General features: G+C 42.8%; 22 protein-coding genes and 1 tRNA gene. 13 read left to right on the plus strand and 10 right to left on the minus strand.

Features of this window, described 5'->3' with window-relative positions; genetic code table 11:
- The first annotated feature begins 86 nt into the window (after nucleotides 1-86).
- The 8 genes from HY035_09955 to HY035_09990 all read left to right on the plus strand — a co-directional run bounded on the left by HY035_09955 (nucleotide 87) and on the right by HY035_09990 (nucleotide 7,571).
- A complete protein-coding gene (locus HY035_09955) occupies nucleotides 87-479 on the plus strand; it encodes a DUF948 domain-containing protein (protein ID MBI3378702.1) in 393 nt (130 codons plus the stop codon).
- Nucleotides 476-787 carry a YtxH domain-containing protein gene (locus HY035_09960; GenBank protein MBI3378703.1) on the plus strand — a complete coding sequence of 104 codons (312 nt, stop codon included), beginning with the start codon at nucleotides 476-478 and terminating at the stop codon, nucleotides 785-787. The genes HY035_09955 and HY035_09960 overlap by 4 nt, the downstream gene beginning before the upstream one ends.
- A gap of 8 nt (nucleotides 788-795) precedes the next feature.
- Nucleotides 796-1,140, plus strand: coding sequence for a hydrogenase maturation nickel metallochaperone HypA (locus tag HY035_09965; protein ID MBI3378704.1), 345 nt, complete (start codon nucleotides 796-798; stop codon nucleotides 1,138-1,140).
- A gap of 45 nt (nucleotides 1,141-1,185) precedes the next feature.
- Nucleotides 1,186-1,833, plus strand: a complete 648-nt coding sequence (hypB, locus tag HY035_09970; GenBank protein MBI3378705.1) for a hydrogenase nickel incorporation protein HypB — start codon at nucleotides 1,186-1,188, stop codon at nucleotides 1,831-1,833.
- Between the two features lie 6 nt (nucleotides 1,834-1,839).
- Nucleotides 1,840-4,338 carry a carbamoyltransferase HypF gene (locus HY035_09975; GenBank protein MBI3378706.1) on the plus strand — a complete coding sequence of 833 codons (2,499 nt, stop codon included), beginning with the start codon at nucleotides 1,840-1,842 and terminating at the stop codon, nucleotides 4,336-4,338.
- A complete protein-coding gene (hypD, locus tag HY035_09980; GenBank protein ID MBI3378707.1) occupies nucleotides 4,322-5,392 on the plus strand; it encodes a hydrogenase formation protein HypD in 1,071 nt (356 codons plus the stop codon). Before HY035_09975 ends, hypD begins: the two co-directional genes overlap by 17 nt.
- A gap of 249 nt (nucleotides 5,393-5,641) precedes the next feature.
- Nucleotides 5,642-6,688, plus strand: a complete 1,047-nt coding sequence (gene hypE / locus HY035_09985) for a hydrogenase expression/formation protein HypE (GenBank protein ID MBI3378708.1) — start codon at nucleotides 5,642-5,644, stop codon at nucleotides 6,686-6,688.
- Between the two features lies 1 nt (nucleotide 6,689).
- The gene (locus HY035_09990; protein ID MBI3378709.1) at nucleotides 6,690-7,571 is read left to right on the plus strand and encodes a patatin-like phospholipase family protein; all 882 of its coding nucleotides are present in this window, start codon (nucleotides 6,690-6,692) and stop codon (nucleotides 7,569-7,571) included.
- A 255-nt stretch (nucleotides 7,572-7,826) separates the two neighbouring features.
- Here the strand turns inward: HY035_09990 and HY035_09995 are convergent, their stop codons facing one another.
- From HY035_09995 to HY035_10005, 3 genes are all read right to left on the minus strand, one after another.
- Nucleotides 7,827-9,137, minus strand: coding sequence for a hypothetical protein (locus HY035_09995; GenBank protein MBI3378710.1), 1,311 nt, complete (start codon nucleotides 9,135-9,137; stop codon nucleotides 7,827-7,829).
- A gap of 2 nt (nucleotides 9,138-9,139) precedes the next feature.
- The gene (locus HY035_10000) at nucleotides 9,140-10,633 is read right to left on the minus strand and encodes a hypothetical protein (protein ID MBI3378711.1); all 1,494 of its coding nucleotides are present in this window, start codon (nucleotides 10,631-10,633) and stop codon (nucleotides 9,140-9,142) included.
- A gap of 64 nt (nucleotides 10,634-10,697) precedes the next feature.
- Nucleotides 10,698-10,774 (minus strand) — tRNA-Pro (locus HY035_10005).
- A 102-nt stretch (nucleotides 10,775-10,876) separates the two neighbouring features.
- On the opposite strand from HY035_10005, the gene HY035_10010 reads away from it, so the two are divergent.
- From HY035_10010 to HY035_10020, 3 genes are all read left to right on the plus strand, one after another.
- A complete protein-coding gene (locus HY035_10010) occupies nucleotides 10,877-11,185 on the plus strand; it encodes a zinc ribbon domain-containing protein (GenBank protein ID MBI3378712.1) in 309 nt (102 codons plus the stop codon).
- Entirely contained in the window at nucleotides 11,185-11,940 is a 756-nt protein-coding gene (locus HY035_10015) for a sugar phosphate isomerase/epimerase (GenBank protein MBI3378713.1), read from the plus strand. The genes HY035_10010 and HY035_10015 overlap by 1 nt, the downstream gene beginning before the upstream one ends.
- A gap of 218 nt (nucleotides 11,941-12,158) precedes the next feature.
- The gene (locus tag HY035_10020) at nucleotides 12,159-12,563 is read left to right on the plus strand and encodes a hypothetical protein (protein MBI3378714.1); all 405 of its coding nucleotides are present in this window, start codon (nucleotides 12,159-12,161) and stop codon (nucleotides 12,561-12,563) included.
- Nucleotides 12,564-12,709: 146 nt separating this feature from the next.
- On the opposite strand, the gene HY035_10025 is transcribed toward HY035_10020, so the two are convergent.
- The 7 genes from HY035_10025 to HY035_10055 form a co-directional block, all read right to left on the minus strand.
- Nucleotides 12,710-13,243 carry an adenine phosphoribosyltransferase gene (locus HY035_10025; protein MBI3378715.1) on the minus strand — a complete coding sequence of 178 codons (534 nt, stop codon included), beginning with the start codon at nucleotides 13,241-13,243 and terminating at the stop codon, nucleotides 12,710-12,712.
- A 10-nt stretch (nucleotides 13,244-13,253) separates the two neighbouring features.
- Nucleotides 13,254-14,024, minus strand: coding sequence for an S-methyl-5'-thioadenosine phosphorylase (mtnP, locus tag HY035_10030; protein MBI3378716.1), 771 nt, complete (start codon nucleotides 14,022-14,024; stop codon nucleotides 13,254-13,256).
- Between the two features lie 84 nt (nucleotides 14,025-14,108).
- Nucleotides 14,109-14,879, minus strand: coding sequence for a ribonuclease H-like domain-containing protein (locus HY035_10035; GenBank protein ID MBI3378717.1), 771 nt, complete (start codon nucleotides 14,877-14,879; stop codon nucleotides 14,109-14,111).
- On the minus strand, nucleotides 14,876-16,510 hold the full coding sequence (locus HY035_10040; protein MBI3378718.1) for a phosphomannomutase: 1,635 nt from the start codon (nucleotides 16,508-16,510) through the stop codon (nucleotides 14,876-14,878). The genes HY035_10035 and HY035_10040 overlap by 4 nt, the downstream gene beginning before the upstream one ends.
- Nucleotides 16,511-16,715: 205 nt before the next feature.
- Entirely contained in the window at nucleotides 16,716-18,767 is a 2,052-nt protein-coding gene (gene tkt / locus HY035_10045; protein MBI3378719.1) for a transketolase, read from the minus strand.
- 23 nt (nucleotides 18,768-18,790) lie between these two features.
- On the minus strand, nucleotides 18,791-19,222 hold the full coding sequence (locus HY035_10050) for a type II toxin-antitoxin system VapC family toxin (GenBank protein ID MBI3378720.1): 432 nt from the start codon (nucleotides 19,220-19,222) through the stop codon (nucleotides 18,791-18,793).
- Between the two features lie 3 nt (nucleotides 19,223-19,225).
- The gene (locus HY035_10055) at nucleotides 19,226-19,399 is read right to left on the minus strand and encodes a hypothetical protein (GenBank protein ID MBI3378721.1); all 174 of its coding nucleotides are present in this window, start codon (nucleotides 19,397-19,399) and stop codon (nucleotides 19,226-19,228) included.
- A gap of 294 nt (nucleotides 19,400-19,693) precedes the next feature.
- On the opposite strand from HY035_10055, the gene HY035_10060 reads away from it, so the two are divergent.
- Together HY035_10060 and HY035_10065 are read left to right on the plus strand one after the other, a co-directional pair.
- A complete protein-coding gene (locus HY035_10060) occupies nucleotides 19,694-19,930 on the plus strand; it encodes a hypothetical protein (protein ID MBI3378722.1) in 237 nt (78 codons plus the stop codon).
- A 44-nt stretch (nucleotides 19,931-19,974) separates the two neighbouring features.
- Entirely contained in the window at nucleotides 19,975-20,154 is a 180-nt protein-coding gene (locus tag HY035_10065) for an RHS repeat protein (protein ID MBI3378723.1), read from the plus strand.
- Nucleotides 20,155-20,214: the final 60 nt, after the last annotated feature.

A 20,214-nucleotide genomic window follows, 5' to 3' on the forward strand; every position in this document is an offset into this window, starting at 1 on the left:
TTACAACTATTAAAATTAGACGCAGGAAAAAAAATTTACCATTGACCTTATTTATACTTGTGATATAATTGATTTGAGGAGGGACGATGAACGAGATATGGTTTGCGCTTATGACAATTGCTTTTTTAATAGTTGTATGCTTTCTCGTATATGTGCTGCTTGAACTGAGGAAATCAGCAAGGGCGCTCACAGATTTTCTCAGGACAATAGAAGATTCCCTGAAACCTGCGCTGGAAGAACTCCAACAGACACTGAAAAGCATGAGAAAGGTCACTGATGATGTGAATTCTGTCACAGAGGACATAAGGCTGGTATCAGGCAGCGCAAGGGATATCGGACATAACTTAAAAAAAATAAGCGTGCTTTTAAATGAAGTCAGTTCGGACGCCGTAATAAAGGTTTCGGGATTAAGGATTGGGATAAGAACAGCGCTTGAAGTCTTAATAAAAAATTTTCTGACAAAAGGAGGCACCAAATGAGAGACAATGACGGACACAGCGCAGGCACGGTATTTCTTTCCTTTCTTTTTGGAGGGATTGTAGGAGCGGGGCTTGCTATGCTTTTGGCGCCGCAGTCCGGAAGCGAGACCAGAAAAAGGATAAAGGAATTCGCAGATGATATGCGGGAAAAGGCAGAAGACTACGTTGAGGATATCAAAAAGGGCGTGACATCAACAGTGGAGGAAGGAAAAGACTTTTACGAGGAAAAGAAATCCGCCATTACTACAGCAGTTGAAGCAGGCAAAAAGGCATACGAAAAAGAAAAAGAGAGGCTCTCCAAGGGTTAGACCTGATAATGCATGAGGCTTCTATTGCGTTGAGCGTGCTTGAGATTGCCGTTGACAACTGCAGAAAAGCAGGTTATAACAGGATAGAATCAATACGGTTAAAGATTGGGAGGGCGTCGGGCATAATGCTCGACGCCCTCCTTTTTGCATTCAATGCCGTCAAAGCAGACACAATTGCGGCGGAAGCAAGCGTTATAATAGACGAGATACCTGTAAGCGGCTTGTGCAGCAGCTGCGGAAAAGATTTTGTTACAGAAGAAAAATACATCCTGTGCTGCCCTGAATGCAGCAGCGCCTCATTTAATATAAAAACAGGGCGTGAACTTGAAATCATTGATATGGAAGTATTTTGAAGAACAAACTAACGGCATGCAAAAAACTATCAGGGGGCAAATAAAGTGAAAGTTAAAGTCGTGACAAGAATACTTGAGGCAAATGAGAGAATCGCAGCGGAAAACCGCAGGCTTTTTGACGAGGCAAAGGTCTATGTCATTAATCTGATGAGCGCACCCGGCGCAGGCAAGACATCCCTGTTGGAAAAGACCATAAAAGAGCTGAACGGAAAAATAAAGCCCGCTGTTATAGAAGGAGACATTGCAGGCACAGCTGACGCCGAAAGGATCAGCAGTCTCGGAGTGCCTGTTATACAGATAAATACAGGCGGCGCATGTCATCTTGACGCTAACATGATTAACGAGGTTTTGGAATCTCTTCCTCTGAAGGAGACTGACCTGCTTTTTGTTGAAAACGTAGGAAATCTTGTATGCCCCGCGGAATTCAATATAGGCGAAGATATGAAGGCAATGGTTTTGAGCATAACAGAAGGTGATGACAAGCCGTTAAAATATCCCCTGATGTTTCAGGAATCATCAGCCTTGATATTGAATAAGATTGACCTTCTGCCGTATACAAATGCAAGCATGGAGAAAATCAGGAAAGACGCAAGGTCCTTAAATCCTTCGCTGAAAATATTTGAGGTTTCATGCAAAACAGGCAAGGGAATCGCGGAATGGGCGGACTGGCTGACAGAGAAAATTAGAAGTTAAGAGTTAATGGACCGTGTCCTCATCAATATCAAAGGCGTTGTGCAGGGAGTCGGCTTCAGGCCCTTTGTCTATAACCTTGCCAAATCCCTTAACCTGAAAGGCACAGTGACCAATACCTCTGACGGCGTGGCAATTGACATAGAAGGCGAAGACATCACGTCATTTATAGGCAGGCTTCCAAAAGAAGCGCCTCCATTATCAGAGATAAACAAGATTGATATTTCGCCTATGCCTTTTTACGGGCACAAAGATTTTGAGATAGTAAAAAGCAGAGACAGCGGAAGTTTTACGCTTATATCTTCTGACGTTTCAATATGCGATGACTGCCTTAAAGAGATGCTTGACAAAAACAATAGGCGTTATCTCTATCCCTTTATAAACTGCATTAACTGCGGGCCGCGTTATACCATCACAAATGCTGTGCCTTATGACAGACATAACACCACCATGTCTGTTTTTAAAATGTGCGATGAATGCGAAAGTGAATACAACAACACTTCCGACAGGAGATTTCATGCCCAGCCTAATGCATGTTCTAAATGCGGGCCGCATTTAGAATTCAAAATTCAAGATTCAAAGTTCAAAATTTATGAAAAAGAAAATCCTGTCGAATCAAGTATAAATCTTTTAAAGCAAGGCGGTATCGTTGCAATAAAGGGGCTTGGCGGTTTTCATATTGCATGCGATGCCGCAAACAAAGATGCGGTTGAAAGATTAAGAGAAAGGAAAAGAAAGAACAACAAGCCTTTTGCGCTTATGGCTCCTGACATAGAAACAATTAAAAAATACTGCGAGGTATCGGAGAAAGAGCAAGAACTCCTGACCTCCAATAAGAGGCCGATTGTGCTCCTGAAAAAAAAGGATACAGGATTCAGGATACAGGCTGAAGAAAATCATGCATCATGCATCATGCATCATGCATCAGTACTTCCTGATTCGATCAGCCCTAATAATCTGTACATCGGCTTCATGCTCCCCTATACGCCATTACATTATCTCTTGTTTTTTTATCCAGCGGTTTATAGCTCAATCACCCTCCCCACACCCCTCCCGTCAAGGGAGGGGATATGTCCCTCTCCCCTTGCGGGAGAGGGTAAGGGTGAGGGGAGAACAAACTTCGATGCCCTTATCATGACCAGCGGCAACATCTCAGAAGAGCCGATCGTTGTCAGCAATGACGAGGCAGCAGCAAAATTCTCCGATATGGTTGATGCCCTCCTTATCCATAACCGGGACATCTTCATGCGTGTAGATGATTCTGTTGTAAGAAATCATTTTTTAGCTCACAGAGCAAAACCTATCTTCATCCGCCGTTCAAGGGGCTATGCGCCTGAACCCATATCTCTGGACAATGATGGTCCCGAAGTGCTCGGCTGCGGCGCTGATATAAAAAACACATTTACCCTCACAAAAGGAAGCTATGCTATTCCAAGCCATCACATAGGAGATATGGAAAATTACGAGACTGTAAAATTTTTTGAAGAGAGCCTCCGTAATCTAAAAAAAGTTTACAGGGTGAACCCTGTTGCAATTGGATATGACCTTCATCCTAATTATCTTTCAACAAAGTGGGCGCTGGCTCAACAGTCAGAATTAAACACAAACTCTCCACTCTCGTTTTACGGCATCCAGCATCACTATGCGCATATTGCATCTGTCATGGCGGAAAAGGGGATAAAGAGAAAGGTCATAGGCGTGGCATTTGACGGCACCGGTTACGGAACTGACGGTAATCTGTGGGGAAGTGAATTCCTGATTGCCGATACAGACGGCTTTAAGAGGGCGGGACACTTTAAATACATCCCCCTTCCGGGAGGAGAGACGGCAATCAGAGAGCCGTGGAGAGTTTCGGTCAGCTACATAAGATATATCACAGGAGATGAGGTGATGGATTATCTGGAGTCCATAGGCTTCATTGAAAAATACGGCAGTGACAGGATAAACGCTATCTTAGGAATCATTGACAACAGAGATTTCTCGCCTCTTTCATCAAGCGCAGGAAGGCTCTTTGATGCAGTCTCGGCAATACTCGGGATTTGCGACACAAATACCTTTGAAGGCGAGGCAGCAATGGCACTTGAATCTTATACAATAGACGGCATAGACGAAGACTACCCTGCTGATATCGGATTGAAAGACAGAATTGAAATAGACTTTTGCCTGACTCTGTTCAGGCTGATACAGGATGTGACAAAAGGCATCGGAAAAGATATTATCGCCACTAAGTTTCACAACACCATAGTCACCATTATCGCCGGAGTCGTCCAGCGGCTCGGCATGGTTCATAAGCTGCATGATGTAGTTTTAAGCGGCGGAGTTTTTCAGAACATGTATCTTCTAAAAAATACTATAGACAGGCTGAAATCAATAGGGATGAATGTTTATACTAATGAAAAGGTGCCTGCAAATGATGCAGGCATATCGCTGGGGCAGGCATACATAGTGAGGGAAAGGATGAAAAAGTCATCCCGGACTAAAGGAGTTATCATTGAGCTTGGCAGTTGAGACGTTAAAAAATCTTTTAAAGCAAATCGGAAAACCGGTAAGGCTGATGGAAGTCTGCGGCACCCATACAGTTGCTATATTCAGGCAGGGCGTCAGGGAACTGCTGCCTGAGGGGTTAAGCCTTATAAGCGGTCCCGGCTGCCCTGTGTGCGTCACAGCAGTTGAGGATATTGAGAAGGCAATGGAAATCTCAGGAAAAAAAAATGTTATATTCACGACTTTCGGCGACATGATGCGCGTGCCCGGCATCAAGAAAAATCTCTCTGAAATTAAGGCGGAAGGCGCTGACATAAGGGTTCTATATTCTCCGATAGACGCTCTCAAGATTGCAGCTGAAAATAAAGACAAAAAAGTCGTATTTTTTGCAACAGGTTTTGAGACAACATCTCCCTCTGTAGCTGCCACGCTCTTTGAGGCGGAAAAAAGAGGAATCAGCAACTTCTACATATATTCTGTTCACAAGCTTGTCCCCCCTGCTCTGGACGCACTGCTGAGTTCAGGCGAAATAAAAATTGACGGGTTTATTATGCCCGGGCATGTCAGCACTATCATTGGAACCGGACCGTATGAGTTTATATCTGAAAAATACAGAAAGCCGTCAGTGATAACAGGCTTTGAGGCAGGAGACATACTTCAGGGAATAAACATGCTTCTTGAACAGATTGCATCCAACAGGGCAGATGTTGAAATACAATATAAAAAGGTTGTGAGGGAAGAAGGGAATCCCAAGGCAGTTGCGCTCATTAATGAGTATTTTGAACCGTGCGATGCATACTGGAGAGGTATAGGGACAATACCATTGAGCGGTCTTAAACTCAGAGAAAAATACAGGCACAGAGACATAAACTCAGTGATTAAGATTGAAACCTTATTTATCTCAGGCCCTCAGGAACCGAAGGGATGCTCATGCGGAGAGATACTTAAAGGCCTGCAAACACCTGACGAATGTCCGCTGTTTGCAGGCGTATGCACACCTGAAAACCCTGTCGGAGCGTGCATGGTAAGCACAGAAGGAAGCTGCGCCGCATATTACAAATACAGAGGTCATAAATGATAGTAAGCAGGACTGCCTTTCGCTTGCTGCGATATTTTTCGACAGCTCTAAGCTCACTCCGCTACATCCTCGAAACTCGTTCCGAAGGCATTCGGAACTCAGACAGTCGAGGCTGTGGCCGCTTCATTTCACTAAGAACTGTTACCGAAAAATCTCTGATGCCGCTCAAACCAATCCTGCTCACTTTAGATTTTGTGGGAGGATTCAGTGGATAAAATCCTTCTTGCGCATGGAAGCGGCGGAACTGCAATGCATAAGCTGATAAGGGAGTATTTTGTCCCAGAATTTGAGATGAAAAGCCTCGGAGACGCTGCGATTGTAGATTTGTCCCAAATTGCAGAAGATGTCATTGCGAGGAGCGAAGCGACGTGGCAATCTAATACTCATGGGATTGCTTCGCCTTCGGCTCGCAATGACAAAAGAAACAGACTCAAGCTTGCCTTTACAACCGACTCTTATGTTGTCTCTCCTGTTTTTTTCCCGGGAGGAAATATCGGAGAACTTGCGGTTTACGGCACGGTTAATGACCTCTCGATGGTCGGCGCAAAACCTCTTTGCATGAGCGCAGGATTAATACTTGAAGAGGGATTTTTAATGAAGGACCTGAAAAAGATTTTAGCGTCAATGGCGGACGCGGCTAAAAGATCAGGGGTAAAGATTATTGCAGGCGACACAAAGGTTGTCAACAGAGGAAAGGGAGACGGAATATTCATAAATACATCCGGCATCGGAATTCTTGACGACGGAGTAAATATCTCACCCTCAAATATAAAATCAGGGGATAAAATCATCGTAAGCGGAACAATCGGCAATCACGGAGTTGCTGTCATGGCTGAAAGAAACGGGCTGAGCTTCAATCCTCCTGTCTTGAGCGACACAGCGCCGCTGAATAAGATGGTGGAGGAGATTATCGGATACGGCGGCGTACATGCAATGAGAGACCCTACGAGGGGAGGACTGGCTACGACACTCAAGGAAATGGCTCTGGAATCAGGACTATGTTTTAATATAAGAGAAGCGTCAATCCCTGTTCCGGACGGAGTGAGAGGCGCATCTGAACTTTTAGGCATTGACCCTCTTTACATTGCAAACGAAGGTATTTTAATAGCTGTTGTCAAAAGAGATGCCGCTGAAAGCCTGCTTGCGATACTGAGGAAAAACCCTTTGGGAAAAGATGCTAATATTATCGGCGAAGTCTCTGAATCGCCCGAAGGCAAGGTCCTGCTGAAAACAAGAATCGGCGGAACACGCGTAATAGATATGCTTTCAGGCGAACAGCTTCCGAGGATATGCTGAGATGATTAATGCATCAAGATTTTTAATCTGTCTTTTTGTCATTGTCTTTATATTCTCATGCGCTCCAAAAGAAGAAGTTAAACCTCCTCTGCCTCCCGCAAAAATTGCGGTGGTCCTTGGCGCAGGAGCATCAAGGGGATTTGCGCATATCGGAGTTCTCAAGGTGCTTGAATCAAACAAGATTCCCGTACACATGATAATCGGCACAAGCGCGGGGAGTTTCGTCGGTTCGCTTTATGCCTATGGATATAATGCATTTGAACTCCAGAAACTCTCATTCTCCATAGAAAAAGGCGATGTCGCTGACCTGATGATACCTGACAACGGATTTATAAAAGGAGAAAAACTTGAGGCGTACATAAACCGCATTTTAAAAAACACACCGCTGGAAAAGCTGAAAATCCCTTTTTATGCTGTTGCAACTGATATTCAAAGCGGAAAAGAGGTCGTGTTCGGAACAGGCAATACAGGCACTGCTGTAAGGGCCAGCTGTTCAATCCCCGGCATATTCAGGCCCGTAAATATTTCAGGAAAAGTATATGTTGACGGCGGCGTTGTCAGTCCGGTTGCAGTTGACGCAGCAAAGAGGCTCGGCGCTGACATAGTTATTGCAGTGGATATAGCAGGCGATATTGATTCATCACGGCCTGAAGGGACTATTGAAACCATCCTGCAGTCAATAACAATAATGTACTCCAAACTCGCAGCCATACAGCTTTCAAAGGCGGATGTTGTGATAAAGCCAAAGGTCGGCTATATCGGAAGCGCTGACTTTTCAAAAAGGCACGAAGCTGTCCTTGAAGGAGAAAAAGCCGCAATTGAGGCTTTGCCGAAGATACAGGAAATAGTAAATAAGTTAAGATTGGAAGGAAGGCTGAATTAGTCGTTATCCCAACCACTCTTGCAACTCCTGAAGGGATACCAAAATCGTTGGCAGCAAATAGTGGATATTTACTAACTTCTTCCTTTGGTTTTTGAATTAAGAACGGCTCAGGGAAAGCGGGTTTTTTGAAAAATAAAAAAAGCTCCAATGCCGACGGCAAGGATTACAGTCACAATGATTGGAATGATTAGTTTGTTCATATTATTTTAATCTTCTCTTTTTTTAATATTTTTAGTTTCAAAACCAACTGTTATTTTATTTTTTATCAAAAATATAAATCTCTGATTTCTTATCACCCTCTTTCTCATTGGCGGCGTAAATCCTGCCAGAAGTTACTTCAAGAGACGGTCTCAAAGAACCGCGAGTTATAGTTCTGTATTTTTCAGTTAAAACCACTTTCCAACTCTTATCATAAATTTTAATAACGGAAGAAAATTCTTTGCCAAAAATTACCTGATTATAGGTTATATAAAAGTATTTGTCGTCCACTTTTAATCCTGTAACGTATCCCTCAGTATAGCCGGATTCCGAAGCAATAAGCTTTGATTCTTTAACATTCCAGTTTTTATCCAGCTTAACCATCAAAATATCCGCCGGGGCTGACAACGGCGCAGATTCATTTATAGCTGAACCGGTGCTTGTCGGCAATACGATGTAATAATATCCATTATCATAAATAATGCTTGATTGCCGGGCTCCGCCGTCAGCGTAAGCCGACAAGTCCAAACCAAATTCAGTTATTTTATTAAGGTTATTGTCAAATTTATATAGTCTGTATTTTGTTTCTCCGCTTTGGGAATAACTTGATTTATATCTTGTCATCACATAAATATTGCTTCCTTCAATCATTGGAGCCGGGTCGTCCAGTTTTTCATCGCCATTTTGGGCGAGCCTGAACATTACACTCTGAACAATCGGTCCCTGAGAAACAACCTTTTCAAAATTATCATCCAATTTATATTTCTCGCCAAAAAGATAACTTTTGTCGCTGGTGGCCATTTCATAAAAGGCATAAAGATATGTTCCGTCAGACACAATCCGAATATCCGTAGGATTGCCGTAAGCAGATGTTTTGGAAACTAAAGTTTTGGAAACAATTTCTTTAGTTAAATCGTTATCATAAATTTTCACTTTAAATGAATTGCCATTCATTGATGACTCAAGATAAACGACAAAAACCCTGTTATCGGTTGCAACAATCTCCGGCCTTGCGATGCCTGAAATTTCAATTTTTTTGACAAGTGATATGGAAGAAATTTCTTTCGCCTGCGTTGTAGTTGGAGTTGGCGATTCTGTTGCTGTGGTAGTTGGCGTTTTAGTTGGCTGTTCAGATATTGCGGCTTTCACTTTCTTGATGTCTTTTATGTTGCTTCTGTCAATCTCTATCTCTCCGCCTTCCCTATAGAACTTTATCTTGCCATTTGACTCTTTATAGTTATCCACAACAAACTCCCTGCCGTTTTTGAGGATGATTTTATAATCAGCGAAGGCAGAAGTAGAAAACAGGATAGATACAGAAAACAGAAGTAGAATCGACAGGGTTTTATTAATGCTTAGTTTGTTCATAATTATTTCCCCTCCACATACACCGGTTTATCTTTTAAGGTTATTGTTATTTTACCATCAGCAACAGATTCTGTCTCTGTGTTGAAAGCGGCGCTGTAGTCCGATACATCTTTCCCAGAATCGTATTTAGGCACGGCTTCGGTGATTTTCGCAGAACCGGAAGTTATGCTGGAAATCGTGATTTGCTTTTCTCCGCTATTGTCGTTCCAAGCGACATAGATTGGCTTGCCGTTCTTTGTGAATTTGTAGATATAGACGCCATCAGATTCCTGAATCGTCTGGATATTATTCCAATCAGACCCTTCCAATATCTCCACCATCTTTTTGTAGGTATAGTAAGCGAGTTTTTTGTGGGAGAGGCCGTCGGAATTATTCTGATTATGTATTAAACCATAATGGTTAAATGGATTTTGGGGGAAATTCCCCATTCCTGTTTTTCCTGATAGGTAGTCATTTCTTTCATAAAGTAAGTTCCAGAAAAATTTATCAATTCCAAATGAAACCCCGTATACATAATCTTTAATTAAACCAGAAGCTTGCTCCGCCTCTGTTTGTATTGGCAAGCCTTTTATTAAAGCTTTTGCAACGGGGCTGTTTGGATCGCCGTCATACATCGACCCTTCAACAAAAACAGGGATTTTTTTAATATCAATTCCATACTTGGATAAAACTCCTCCGATTAAATCGAATTTTTCCTTAAGCAAAAGATACTGGCTTGCGCTTATATGATGCTGCTTAAATTCCAAGCCATCAAAATATTGGACGCCTCCTGCTTTTAAAACCTCCTCCAAGAAAATACCGCTTTTATTGTCCAGATTCCTATTTATTCCGGATAATCCTCCGAAAATTACCTTGCAATCGGGACATTCAGATTTAATTGTTTTATAGCTTATTTTCAGAAGCTTTGCATATCCTGCAGGATTGCTGTTATACCCTCCTACCCCGTCAGGCTCTGTGCTAATCTCCCAATATTTTGTTCTGTTCTTATTTTTCTTGACGATTCCAGTCACTTCGGTTTTGTATTTTTCAACTATACTTTCATCATCTATTTTTTTAGGACTCATCCCTCCTTCCCGTCCGATTCTTGAATAAGAACCCATCTCTTGCGGAATTTGCTGGAAATACGATGTAAACGCTCCTTCTTGAACCCATTTTACGCCAAGGTCTTTTAAATATTTCGAAATTTCAGCTGCAGTTGTAAAATTAACCTTATCTCCTTCTAAGATTTCTGAATAAGGCGAATATATTCCAAAAGGAGAATCTTGGTATGACGATGGAGTTGTTGTTGGTGATGACGTTGGAGTGGGTGTAGGTGTTGTCTGCTGGCAATCCTTTGGGCATAATTTCGGATTTGCTTTTTCTTTATCATCGCAAATCTCGTCCCCGCATTTACCGGATTTTGCAATTGGCATCTTTGGTTCAGAAAAGGCGGGGGTTTGAAGGATAAAAAAGCCGGCAATGGCTATCACAAGAATTTGAATAATAAATTTGTTCATATTATTTCATTAAATCATCAACGCCCATGTTTAACGCCTTGACTATTTTTGCTAAAGTTTAAATTGGTCGGGGCGAAAGGATTTGAACCTTCGGCCCCACGGTCCCGAACCGTGTGCGCTACCAGACTGCGCTACGCCCCGATAGAGAATAATAAAAACCTTTCCTCATAAAGTCAAGCTGATTGACCGCAGTTCTATGATTCAGTTATATTAAATGAGTTTGTTTTTCAGGAGGATTGTGAAATGCCGATATATGAATACGAGTGCCTTGACTGCGGTGAGATGCATGAGGCGCTCCGGAAGTTCAGCGATAAGCCGCTGAGTAAATGCCCGAAATGCAAGGGGACATTGAAAAAGCTTATCTCAAATACATCATTCATTCTCAAAGGCACAGGCTGGTATAAGACAGATTATGCGTCAAAGCCCGCCGATTCAGGGAAAAAACCTCATGCAAAGAAAGACTCAGACGCTGAATCAAAAACAGAAACCAAGACAGAAACTAAAGCAGAGAGCAAAACAGAATCTAAGGCAGAGGCAGCAGTTAAAGCATAGTGATTAACCCGCAGATTCATATCCCCTATCACAAAATAGAAGAACATCTTTCGTTCATCAGGCGGGAAAAACTCAACCTCGAACTCTACATTGAATCAAATGCCCTTGACTCAATAAGCAGGGAAGATATATTACACCTTAAAGATCAACTTGATTATAACCCTTCCCTGTCAATCCATGCTCCGTTTATGGATTTATCGCCGGGCGCAGTTGATTCAAAGGTCAGGGCTGTGACAATGGAAAGGTTTTTCCATGTTATGAACATTGCCGAGGATTTGAAGGTAAAGGCTGTTGTATTTCATTCCGGATATGAGAAATGGAAATACGCCTTAAACATAGGCCTCTGGCTTGAGCAAAGCCTCCTTACATGGAGACCTTTGGTTAAAAAAGCAGAGGAGATCGGAGCCAAAATTGCTATTGAAAATATCTTTGAAGACGAGCCTGAAAACCTCAGGCTGTTGATGGAAAAGATGGGGAATAACAGCTTTGGAATTTGCTTTGATTCTGGGCACTTTAAACTTTTTTCTAAAGTATCACTTGAAGACTGGTTGGGGCATCTGAAGCCTTATATTATTGAGCTTCATCTGCACGACAACAACAAGACCTCTGACCAGCATCTTCCGATTGGCGAAGGGACATTTGATTTCAGCAAATTATTCTCGGCAATGAAAGGCAAAGACCTCATTTACACGCTTGAAGCCCACAACCCTGAGGACGCAAAAAAGAGCATGGAGAGATTGAAGCAATACTTCTAAGCTTTTCCCATAAAATACCAAGTGACGCTGTTTATTCATATTAACTTTAATGATTTTTCCTCTTTCTCTTTACAGCCAGATGTGCTATATTCGTCTCATAAACTCAGTAAATACCACCTTGGTATATAATGTTATACGTAAAATGATAAAAATAAAAGATGAAAAATGGGACGACCGACTGCCCCCTTTTAACTTTTTACATTGAGGAGGATAAAATAATGAAAAGCAGGTTTATATCTATGATGTGCGTGACAGTAACTATCTTCGCTTCATCTGCTGTCTTGGCAGAGACTATCATAGTAGAATGCCCAAAGGTCTACACAATAAATCCTTTTACATTGCTGCGGGTTGAAAATGGCGAGGGATGGGAAAAATCCGAATCGTCCGGTTATAACCTCTTCAACCGTTGCGGAGTTGATCCGCAGGGATACATGAAATGCTATTACGGGGCGGCGGCGCATGGGGCATCTGATATATATATGCTTAAAAAAATGCCTCCGGCAAATACAGTTTGTAAAGAGTCGAGTACTCCGAGTATTCCGTGCAAATTTGAGTGTACGCCTAAACAGTCATCTCAGCAGCCGATCAAAATGCAGCCTGTACAGCCTGTAAAAAAGCGCTGAGTCATGGAAGCAGGAAATTAATTAGGGGCACATTACATAAAAACCAGAAATGGGGACAGCCTGCCGTCCCCATTAACCCACTCGCTTGAAGCCTACAATCCTGAGAATGCAAAAAGCATGGGGCAATTAAATAAGTTCCTTGGTGTTTAATCCCCCTCAAACTCCGTCAGCGCAAAGACCTTGTATCCCTTTGCCTCAACTTTTTTTCTGCCGCCGACGTCAGGAAGGTCAACGATGAAACACATCTCTGAAACAGTGCCTCCGAGCTTTTCTATCAGGGCAGCAGCAGCAAGCGCTGTGCCTCCTGTCGCAAGCAGGTCATCAACAATAAGAACACGGTCGCCTTTTTTTATCGCATCCTTGTGGATTTCTATTGTGTCAGTGCCGTATTCAAGTTCGTATTCGTGTTTTATCGTCTCAGCAGGAAGTTTACCTTTTTTCCTTATCGGCACAAAGCCCCTGCCGAGGGTATAAGAAAGCGCTCCGCCTATTATAAATCCCCTTGATTCTATCCCGACTATAACATCAAACTTTATATCTCCCGTGATATATCTCTGTGTCAGGCTGTCAATGACAAGCCTGAATCCGACCGGGTCTTTAATGAGCGTTGTTATATCCCTGAACATTATGCCCTTCTTGGGATAATCAGGAACCGTCCGTATCTTTGATTTTATCGGCATCATCTTCCTCCTATGATTTGCAAGAGTCGCATCCGTTATATTTAATCTTTGCTATTGTTTTTAAAAGAAGCTTCTTAACATTCTCTGAGTTCTTGTTCATTATAGACAGTATCATTTCCCATGTTACAGGCTCTTCGCCCTCTTTCCAGCAGTCATAATCTGTTGACATGGCAATTGACTGATAACAGATGCCGAGTTCTCTTGCAAGGATTACCTCAGGCACAGTTGACATATTAATCACATCCGCGCCAAAGCTCCTGAACATGTGAGACTCTGCCTTTGTGGAAAATCTTGGGCCTTCAATTGTGATCACAGTGCCCTTCGTGTGATGCCTAAGATTAAGTTCCTTTGCAGTCTTCACTAAAAGGCTCCTGAGTTCTTTGCAAAAAGGCTCTGCCATGGGAGTATGTATAACCTTCTCATCATGGAATGTAAGGGCTCTGTGTTTTGTATGGTCTATGAACTGGTCCGTAAATACGAGGTCGCCGGGCTTTATTTTCTCTCTGAGGGAGCCCACCGCAGTTGTTGCAAGGATATGCGTGCATCCTTCTTTTTTAAGCGCATAGATATTCGCCCTGAAATTAACGCCTGTGGGGTAAATGGAATGGCCTTTGCCATGACGCGCAAGGATAAGCGTATCAACACCTTCTATTTTTCCGGCAGTCAGAGCGGATGAGGGATTACCGTAAGGCGTCTTTACCTTTTTTTCTTTCTTATTCTTCATAAGGCGCGGGTCATCCATACCCGAGCCGCCGATGATGCCGACTTTTATCTTAGCCATTATCGCTCCTTTGTGATGACATGAATTTGCTTAAACAAGATAAAAGAATGCGGCAGTTAAAGTCAAGGGGTTATAACAGGTATTTTATCTGAGATACTCTTCTATGCCGGTCTGCGCTCTTAATTGCTGATAAATAACTTCAGCTATGCCGAATAAATTTACGGTATCCTCCCTGTTATAAAGCTTTAACAGGTCAAGAGCCTCAGAGCTTCCGTTTTGAGCAGCTCCCCATAATTTCACTGCATCATACCCGTCCATGCCCTTGACAGCCTCGTCTCTTTCAACTCCCATGCTGGTTTCAAGTTTTTTAAGTCCGCCCTGAAATCCGAGCTTTCTTGAACCGAAACATATATCAAAATGAGGGATGTCAAACTTCAGCCCGGGCATGGAACGAAAAAGAAAAGGAATGTCAAATACAGCTCCGTAAAATGTTATAAGATATTTGTATCCTGAAAGCGCCTTATTAAGATTCTCAGGTGAAAGGCCGTTGCCTCTGACAAAGCACTTGTAATCACAGCCGTCATACATGCCGACCACAGTTACATATCCGCCCTTGTCGGGCATCAGGCCGCTTGTCTCTATATCCAGGCATACTGCCTCGCCTTTGAATTTATCAAACAGCCTCCAGTGCTCTTTCCTCTTTACTGTGCCGGCAAAATATCTCGCATTTGAATTTTTAAGCTCCTGCAAGGCGGAACAAAGACTGTTGTCAAAAACAGCTTTTTTGTCTGAACTTATAGAATTCATCCTCGGGGTATTCAAGAAATCTTTCCATGTGAGAATTCCGTTTTCCCAAAGCCTTCTTTCCAGTTTCACGCCAATTCCATTTAATATGCTGAAAGTGTTTTGTATCATATTAGCCCAAGCGCCTCTTTCGTTATTTTTTCTGCTGCTTCAAACACTGCCTTCTTTTCTTTTTCTATTCTTGCCTCAATGTAAAACCTTACCTTCGGCTCCGTACCCGAAGGCCTTATCATTAACCATGAACCATCGTCAAACACAAGTTTTGTTCCGTCAACTATAATAACATCACTGACGGTTCTTTTGTTTTCACCGATATTAAGCGCGGCTCCAACCTTGTAATGCTCTCCTATAACTGAAAGCTTTTTAATCAACGGCTCTCCGGCAAGAGAGCGGTCAACTGAAATGCCGGAGCGGTCAGGATAATAATGCCCGAACTCATCCATTATGTCTTTCAGGTAGCCGCTCAGGTTTTTGCCTGTTACTGCCATCATCTCTATTGCAAGAAGAAACCCGAAGATCGCATCCTTTTCAAGCGTATGATTATATCCTGTCATACCGTCTGATTCTTCAAAAGCAACCACTGCCCTTTCTTTTGATGACCGGAGCATATACGGCCTGAAATTCTTAAACCCTACTTTTGTCTCTTTTACGACTGTGCCGAGTTTCTTTGCTATGGCATTAACAAGATTGCTCGTACCAACAGATTTAACGCCTATCCCCTTAATCCCTTTATACACGCTCAGGAAATGAAATGCCATTGCTCCGAAATAATTCATCGGTATCTGCATATTTTCGTCAGCGTGTCTTATGCGGTCGCCGTCAGGGTCTATGATAACACCCATTCTGAACCTTGCATTGCTATCATGCAAAACCCTTTCAACGCCTTGCATGTTTTTCTCTGAAGGCTCAGGAGCCACACCTCCGAAAAGAAAATCGTCTTGTGTCCTTAGGTATTTAATCTTGGCGCTTTCACCAAGAATCCTCTGTATGCGTCCCCTTGTCGCTCCGTGAACATTGTCAATGCAGACAATACAATCCTCCTTACTTATAAAATTCTTTATTCTTTCTATATCCAGAGTCTTTCTCTCGTTTATGTATCTGATATAGAGTTCAGTTAAATCTATCTTTTCAACAGCTAACTGTGAACTATGAACTGTGAACTGTGAACTTTTTTTCATCATCCTGTTTGCTATCTCTTCTATTTTTGTTGTAACCACGTCTCCCGCAGGCCCTCCGTCCGAGGGATTAAATTTGAGCCCGGCATAATTTGCAGGATTGTGTGAAGGAGTTAAGTTAATCGAGCACGCTGCGCCCAACATCTCTATCCCTGCTGAAAACTCAGGCGTGGCCGCTTCGCCTGCATACCATGTTTTAATCCCTTCTCTCTGAAGAAGCCCTATGACTTCCATCGCAAATTCAGGGCCGAGGAATCTGTTGTCATGTCCTACAATAACGCCGCAGCTTTTCACACCTTCAAAACCTGAAACGCCGATTGCCTGCATTACTGACTCGTCTTTGCTTTTAAGCATTTCTATAATTGACGAGGTCACAATCCGCAGATTATTGAATGTAAAGTCCGTTCCTATCTCACCGCGCCAGCCTGAAGTGCCGAACACTATTTTTGCCGGTGCGGTATTTTCTCTCGCAAACCTTTCTATAACAGAAAGCAAATCCCTGTTTTTTGAAACATCTGACAGTATTTCTTTCCAGCAGGATGAGGCATCTTTAAAGCCCATTGTCATTAGTTCTCCCAAATTCAGTAGCCGAATAACTTTGAGCGGCATCAGAGAATTTTTGGTAACAAATCTCGGCGAAGTGGAAGATAAGCAATTTCAACTGTCTGAGCCCAAAGGGCGAGTTTTGAAATTGCCTGTAACGAGCCTTAGATTTGTCAAAAATTCTCTGCAAAAAGCGAAAAAGGATTCGGCTACAGCGCATTACTTCATGCTAAATCTTTTTTTCTAATAATTCCATTGCCTTCGTAACTATATTCTCTGCCGTAATCCCGAATTTTTCAAGCACTATCTCTCCGGGCGCTGACGCGCCGAACCTGTCAACCCCTATTATCACTCCATCCAATCCCACATACTTATGCCAGCCGTGAGTTGCGCCTGCTTCTATAACCACCCTTTTCCTGACGTGCGGCGGAAGCACTGTGTCTTTGTATTCTTTTGACTGCCTTTCAAACAACTCCCACGAAGGCATGCTCACAACACGCACATCAATATACTCTGCATTGAGTTTTTCATATGCGGCAAGCGCAATATGAACCTCTGAACCTGTTGCTATTAAGATAATCTCAGGCATGCATGAAGAACAATCCGCAATAACATATGCGCCCATAGCCAGTTCCGAAGCTGATTTGCATTTTTGCCTGTCAATCACAGGCACTTTCTGCCTTGTCATTATAAGCGCAACCGGGCCAGCCCTATGTTCAATTGCAATCTTCCATGCCTCTACAGCCTCATTTGCATCACACGGCCTTATAATCGTGAGATTTGGCATAGCGCGCAGGCTTGCAAGCTGTTCAACAGGCTGGTGAGTCGGCCCGTCCTCTCCAAGGGCTATGGAGTCATGCGTAAAGACATAGATGACATGGAGTTTCATTAATGCAGCAAGCCTGATGGCAGGCCTCATATAATCTGAAAATATTAAAAAAGTGCCTGCAAAAGGAATCAGTCCACCGTGAAGCGCCATTCCGTTTGATATTGCTCCCATTGCATGTTCGCGCACGCCATAAGCGATGTTCGCACCCCCGTATCCCCATTCACCTGATGCTGCGCCCTGAACATTTTTATTCTCTGAATCGGGAAACTGGAAATTGCCTTTTCCTTTAAGCTCGGTATTAGTTGAAGGATTTAAGTCAGCAGAGCCGCCTATCAGGGAAGGGATATGTTTTGCTATCGCGTTCATTGCCTGCCCTGAAGCGGCACGCGTCGCAATACCTTTCGGGTCAGGAGGGAAAATGGAAATGTTCTTATCCCAAGTATCAGGGAATTTAAAATTAATCATATTATCCCATTCAGATGCAAGCTCAGGATATGTTTTCCAATACGAATTAAATTTCTCCTTCCATTCTGATTCAAGCCGAGAGCCTTTATCTATTGCTTTTCTGAATTGTGCAAGAGCTTCTTCAGGAATATAAAATTTTGGTTCCAAGGGCCAGCCGAGGTTCTTCTTTGTGGCTGTGACCTCATCATGTCCGAGCGGAGAGCCGTGCACTTCAAAGGTATCCTGTTTATGAGGGCTCCCATAACCTATATGAGTTCTCACAGAGATCAATGAAGGCCTGTTAGTTTCTAACTGAGCATTTGCAATAGCTCTGGAGATATCTCTGATGTCATTTCCGTCTTCAACAAACTGCACATGCCATCCGTATGCCTCAAACCTCTTGCATACGTCCTCGGTGAACGTAAGTTTTGTCTCTCCTGACAGTGAGATGTGGTTATTGTCATAAAGATAGATAAGCCTGCCAAGTTTCAGATGTCCTGCCAATGAAGCTGCCTCAGACGAAATCCCCTCCATCAGATCTCCATCGCTCACTATCGCATATGTGCAGTGATTCACTATCTCATGCCCATGTTGATTAAACTTTGCCGCAAAAAATCTTTCGGCAATCGCCATTCCCACGCCCATTCCGAACCCCTGCCCCAGAGGGCCTGTTGTGCATTCAACTCCGGGCGTATCTCCATACTCAATATGCCCGGGCGTCTTGCTTCCCAATTGCCTGAATTTCTTAATTTCTTCAAGGGACAGATTATATCCGGTTAAATGCAGAAGCGCATAAAGAAGAGCGGAGCCGTGCCCCGCAGAAAGTACAAACCTATCCCTATTATGCCATTTTGGATTTTCAGGATTATGTTTAAGAAACCTGGTCCAGAGAACATATGCCATAGGAGCCGCGCCCATCGGCATTCCGGGATGGCCTGAATTGGCTTCTTCCACCATATCAACAGAAAGCGTCCTGACAGTGTTTATGCAGAGTTCATCTACATTCATAAAAAGTCCTTTGATTAATTTTATTAAGGGGTCAGGGTCAAAAGACCTTCAGCCTCAGCAATTTTGCATAGCCTCTGGTCAGACGAAACAAATGTAACATCATCCTGCTGTAAATTCAGGGCTAATGCCAGCTGAATACTATCAATCGGCTTCATATATCGCTTCAAGATAAGGCTTTCGGCGTTTATGATATCATCGGCAGTCACATCCAGAATTGCAATTCCGAGAGCTGGAATATCCTGATAAAAGAATGCGCGCTGCTGCAAAAACTGTTCTTCTGTAGTAATCTTATCTATCTCAAAAAGCCTTCTCAGGTTGGAAACGATTTCAATAATGCTTATAGAGGAGATATATACCGGCTGATTGGACTCTTCAAGTATCTTACAGACAAGGTCTGTTCCGCTCTCAGGCTGGTATCTCTTGAAGAGTGCGCTCGTGTCTATGAAGAAGGGCATCAGCTATCGCTTTTCCCTTTCTTCAACAACCCTATTGGAAAGAGAAACACCGATGCCTGCCAAGCCTTTCTGAATGTCCTTTAGTGAAACATTTACATGTTCCTGTTTTTTCAGGTGACGGTGCATCTTTGAGCTTACATGAGCGTGACCTGCAACTTTTTCAAGGGCTTTTGCCATTTTACCTCCTTGTTATGACTTAAGTTTATCAAGTGAGAAATATAAAGGTCAAGCTCACCTGTTTTGATGTGACCTGCCACCTTTTAATAAATTCAGATATGCTGAGAGAAAACAGCGTTATGGCTGTATATCATCCCTTGATATTTATCCGGGCGTTTTATTGATACTGCAATTTTATTGTGAAAAATCTTATTTTCTTCTTGACTTTTATATTCTGTAAATGCAAAAATTTTCTTGCTGTTCAGGTAGGAGCTTTCTGTTGTTGACACTTTTGTTAACACTTGGGGGATAGCAATGAAGCGGCTTAGATCGGTCATAACAGTTTTATTCGTATTAATAACAATAGTTTTCTTCCTTTCATTTACAACATCTTCTCATGCAATAACCATAAGCGGCACTGAAACAATAACAACAAACAGCAGTGCAACATATACGGCAACAGATTGTAGCGGCACTGTATCATGGAGCGTTACAAGCACAGGCGCAAGCATCAGTTCAAACGGCGTTTTGACTACAGGTCTTTACTCTTGACATTACTTCAACCAGAAAAGGTAACGGTTCTGATTAAATGAAAAATCTGTCAATACAGAGTAAATATCAAATCAAAGGCTGCATATGCGGATGGGAGTTATACATCATATACTTATGATTCAATGGACCGGCTTATCACCATCACTGTCCTGCTCGACTTTTTCGGAACAACTATTTCGAGTTTAAAGTTAGTCCCACCAGATTTTCAAGTTTATAATAATTAGCCGGGATATCATATCCCAGCGCCTCATGCGGCCTATAGGTATTGTATTTTATCCTGTAGG

The organism is Nitrospirota bacterium (genome assembly GCA_016195565.1).
Classification (GTDB): Bacteria; Nitrospirota; Thermodesulfovibrionia; order Thermodesulfovibrionales; family UBA1546; genus UBA1546.

Bases quoted from the DNA above. Each gene is read 5' to 3' on its own strand.
- HY035_09955 (MBI3378702.1), top strand. From the start codon at position 87: ATGAACGAGATATGGTTTGCGCTTATGACAATTGCTTTTTTAATAGTT.
- HY035_09960 (MBI3378703.1), top strand. From the start codon at position 476: ATGAGAGACAATGACGGACACAGCGCAGGCACGGTATTTCTTTCCTTT.
- HY035_09965 (MBI3378704.1), top strand. From the start codon at position 796: ATGCATGAGGCTTCTATTGCGTTGAGCGTGCTTGAGATTGCCGTTGAC.
- HY035_09975 (MBI3378706.1), top strand. From the start codon at position 1,840: ATGGACCGTGTCCTCATCAATATCAAAGGCGTTGTGCAGGGAGTCGGC.
- hypE (MBI3378708.1), top strand. From the start codon at position 5,642: ATGCATAAGCTGATAAGGGAGTATTTTGTCCCAGAATTTGAGATGAAA.
- HY035_09990 (MBI3378709.1), top strand. From the start codon at position 6,690: ATGATTAATGCATCAAGATTTTTAATCTGTCTTTTTGTCATTGTCTTT.
- HY035_09995 (MBI3378710.1), bottom strand. From the start codon at position 9,137: ATGAACAAACTAAGCATTAATAAAACCCTGTCGATTCTACTTCTGTTT.
- HY035_10000 (MBI3378711.1), bottom strand. From the start codon at position 10,633: ATGAACAAATTTATTATTCAAATTCTTGTGATAGCCATTGCCGGCTTT.
- HY035_10010 (MBI3378712.1), top strand. From the start codon at position 10,877: ATGCCGATATATGAATACGAGTGCCTTGACTGCGGTGAGATGCATGAG.
- HY035_10020 (MBI3378714.1), top strand. From the start codon at position 12,159: ATGAAAAGCAGGTTTATATCTATGATGTGCGTGACAGTAACTATCTTC.
- HY035_10025 (MBI3378715.1), bottom strand. From the start codon at position 13,243: ATGCCGATAAAATCAAAGATACGGACGGTTCCTGATTATCCCAAGAAG.
- mtnP (MBI3378716.1), bottom strand. From the start codon at position 14,024: ATGGCTAAGATAAAAGTCGGCATCATCGGCGGCTCGGGTATGGATGAC.
- HY035_10035 (MBI3378717.1), bottom strand. From the start codon at position 14,879: ATGATACAAAACACTTTCAGCATATTAAATGGAATTGGCGTGAAACTG.
- HY035_10040 (MBI3378718.1), bottom strand. From the start codon at position 16,510: ATGACAATGGGCTTTAAAGATGCCTCATCCTGCTGGAAAGAAATACTG.
- tkt (MBI3378719.1), bottom strand. From the start codon at position 18,767: ATGAATGTAGATGAACTCTGCATAAACACTGTCAGGACGCTTTCTGTT.
- HY035_10050 (MBI3378720.1), bottom strand. From the start codon at position 19,222: ATGCCCTTCTTCATAGACACGAGCGCACTCTTCAAGAGATACCAGCCT.
- HY035_10055 (MBI3378721.1), bottom strand. From the start codon at position 19,399: ATGGCAAAAGCCCTTGAAAAAGTTGCAGGTCACGCTCATGTAAGCTCA.
- HY035_10060 (MBI3378722.1), top strand. From the start codon at position 19,694: ATGAAGCGGCTTAGATCGGTCATAACAGTTTTATTCGTATTAATAACA.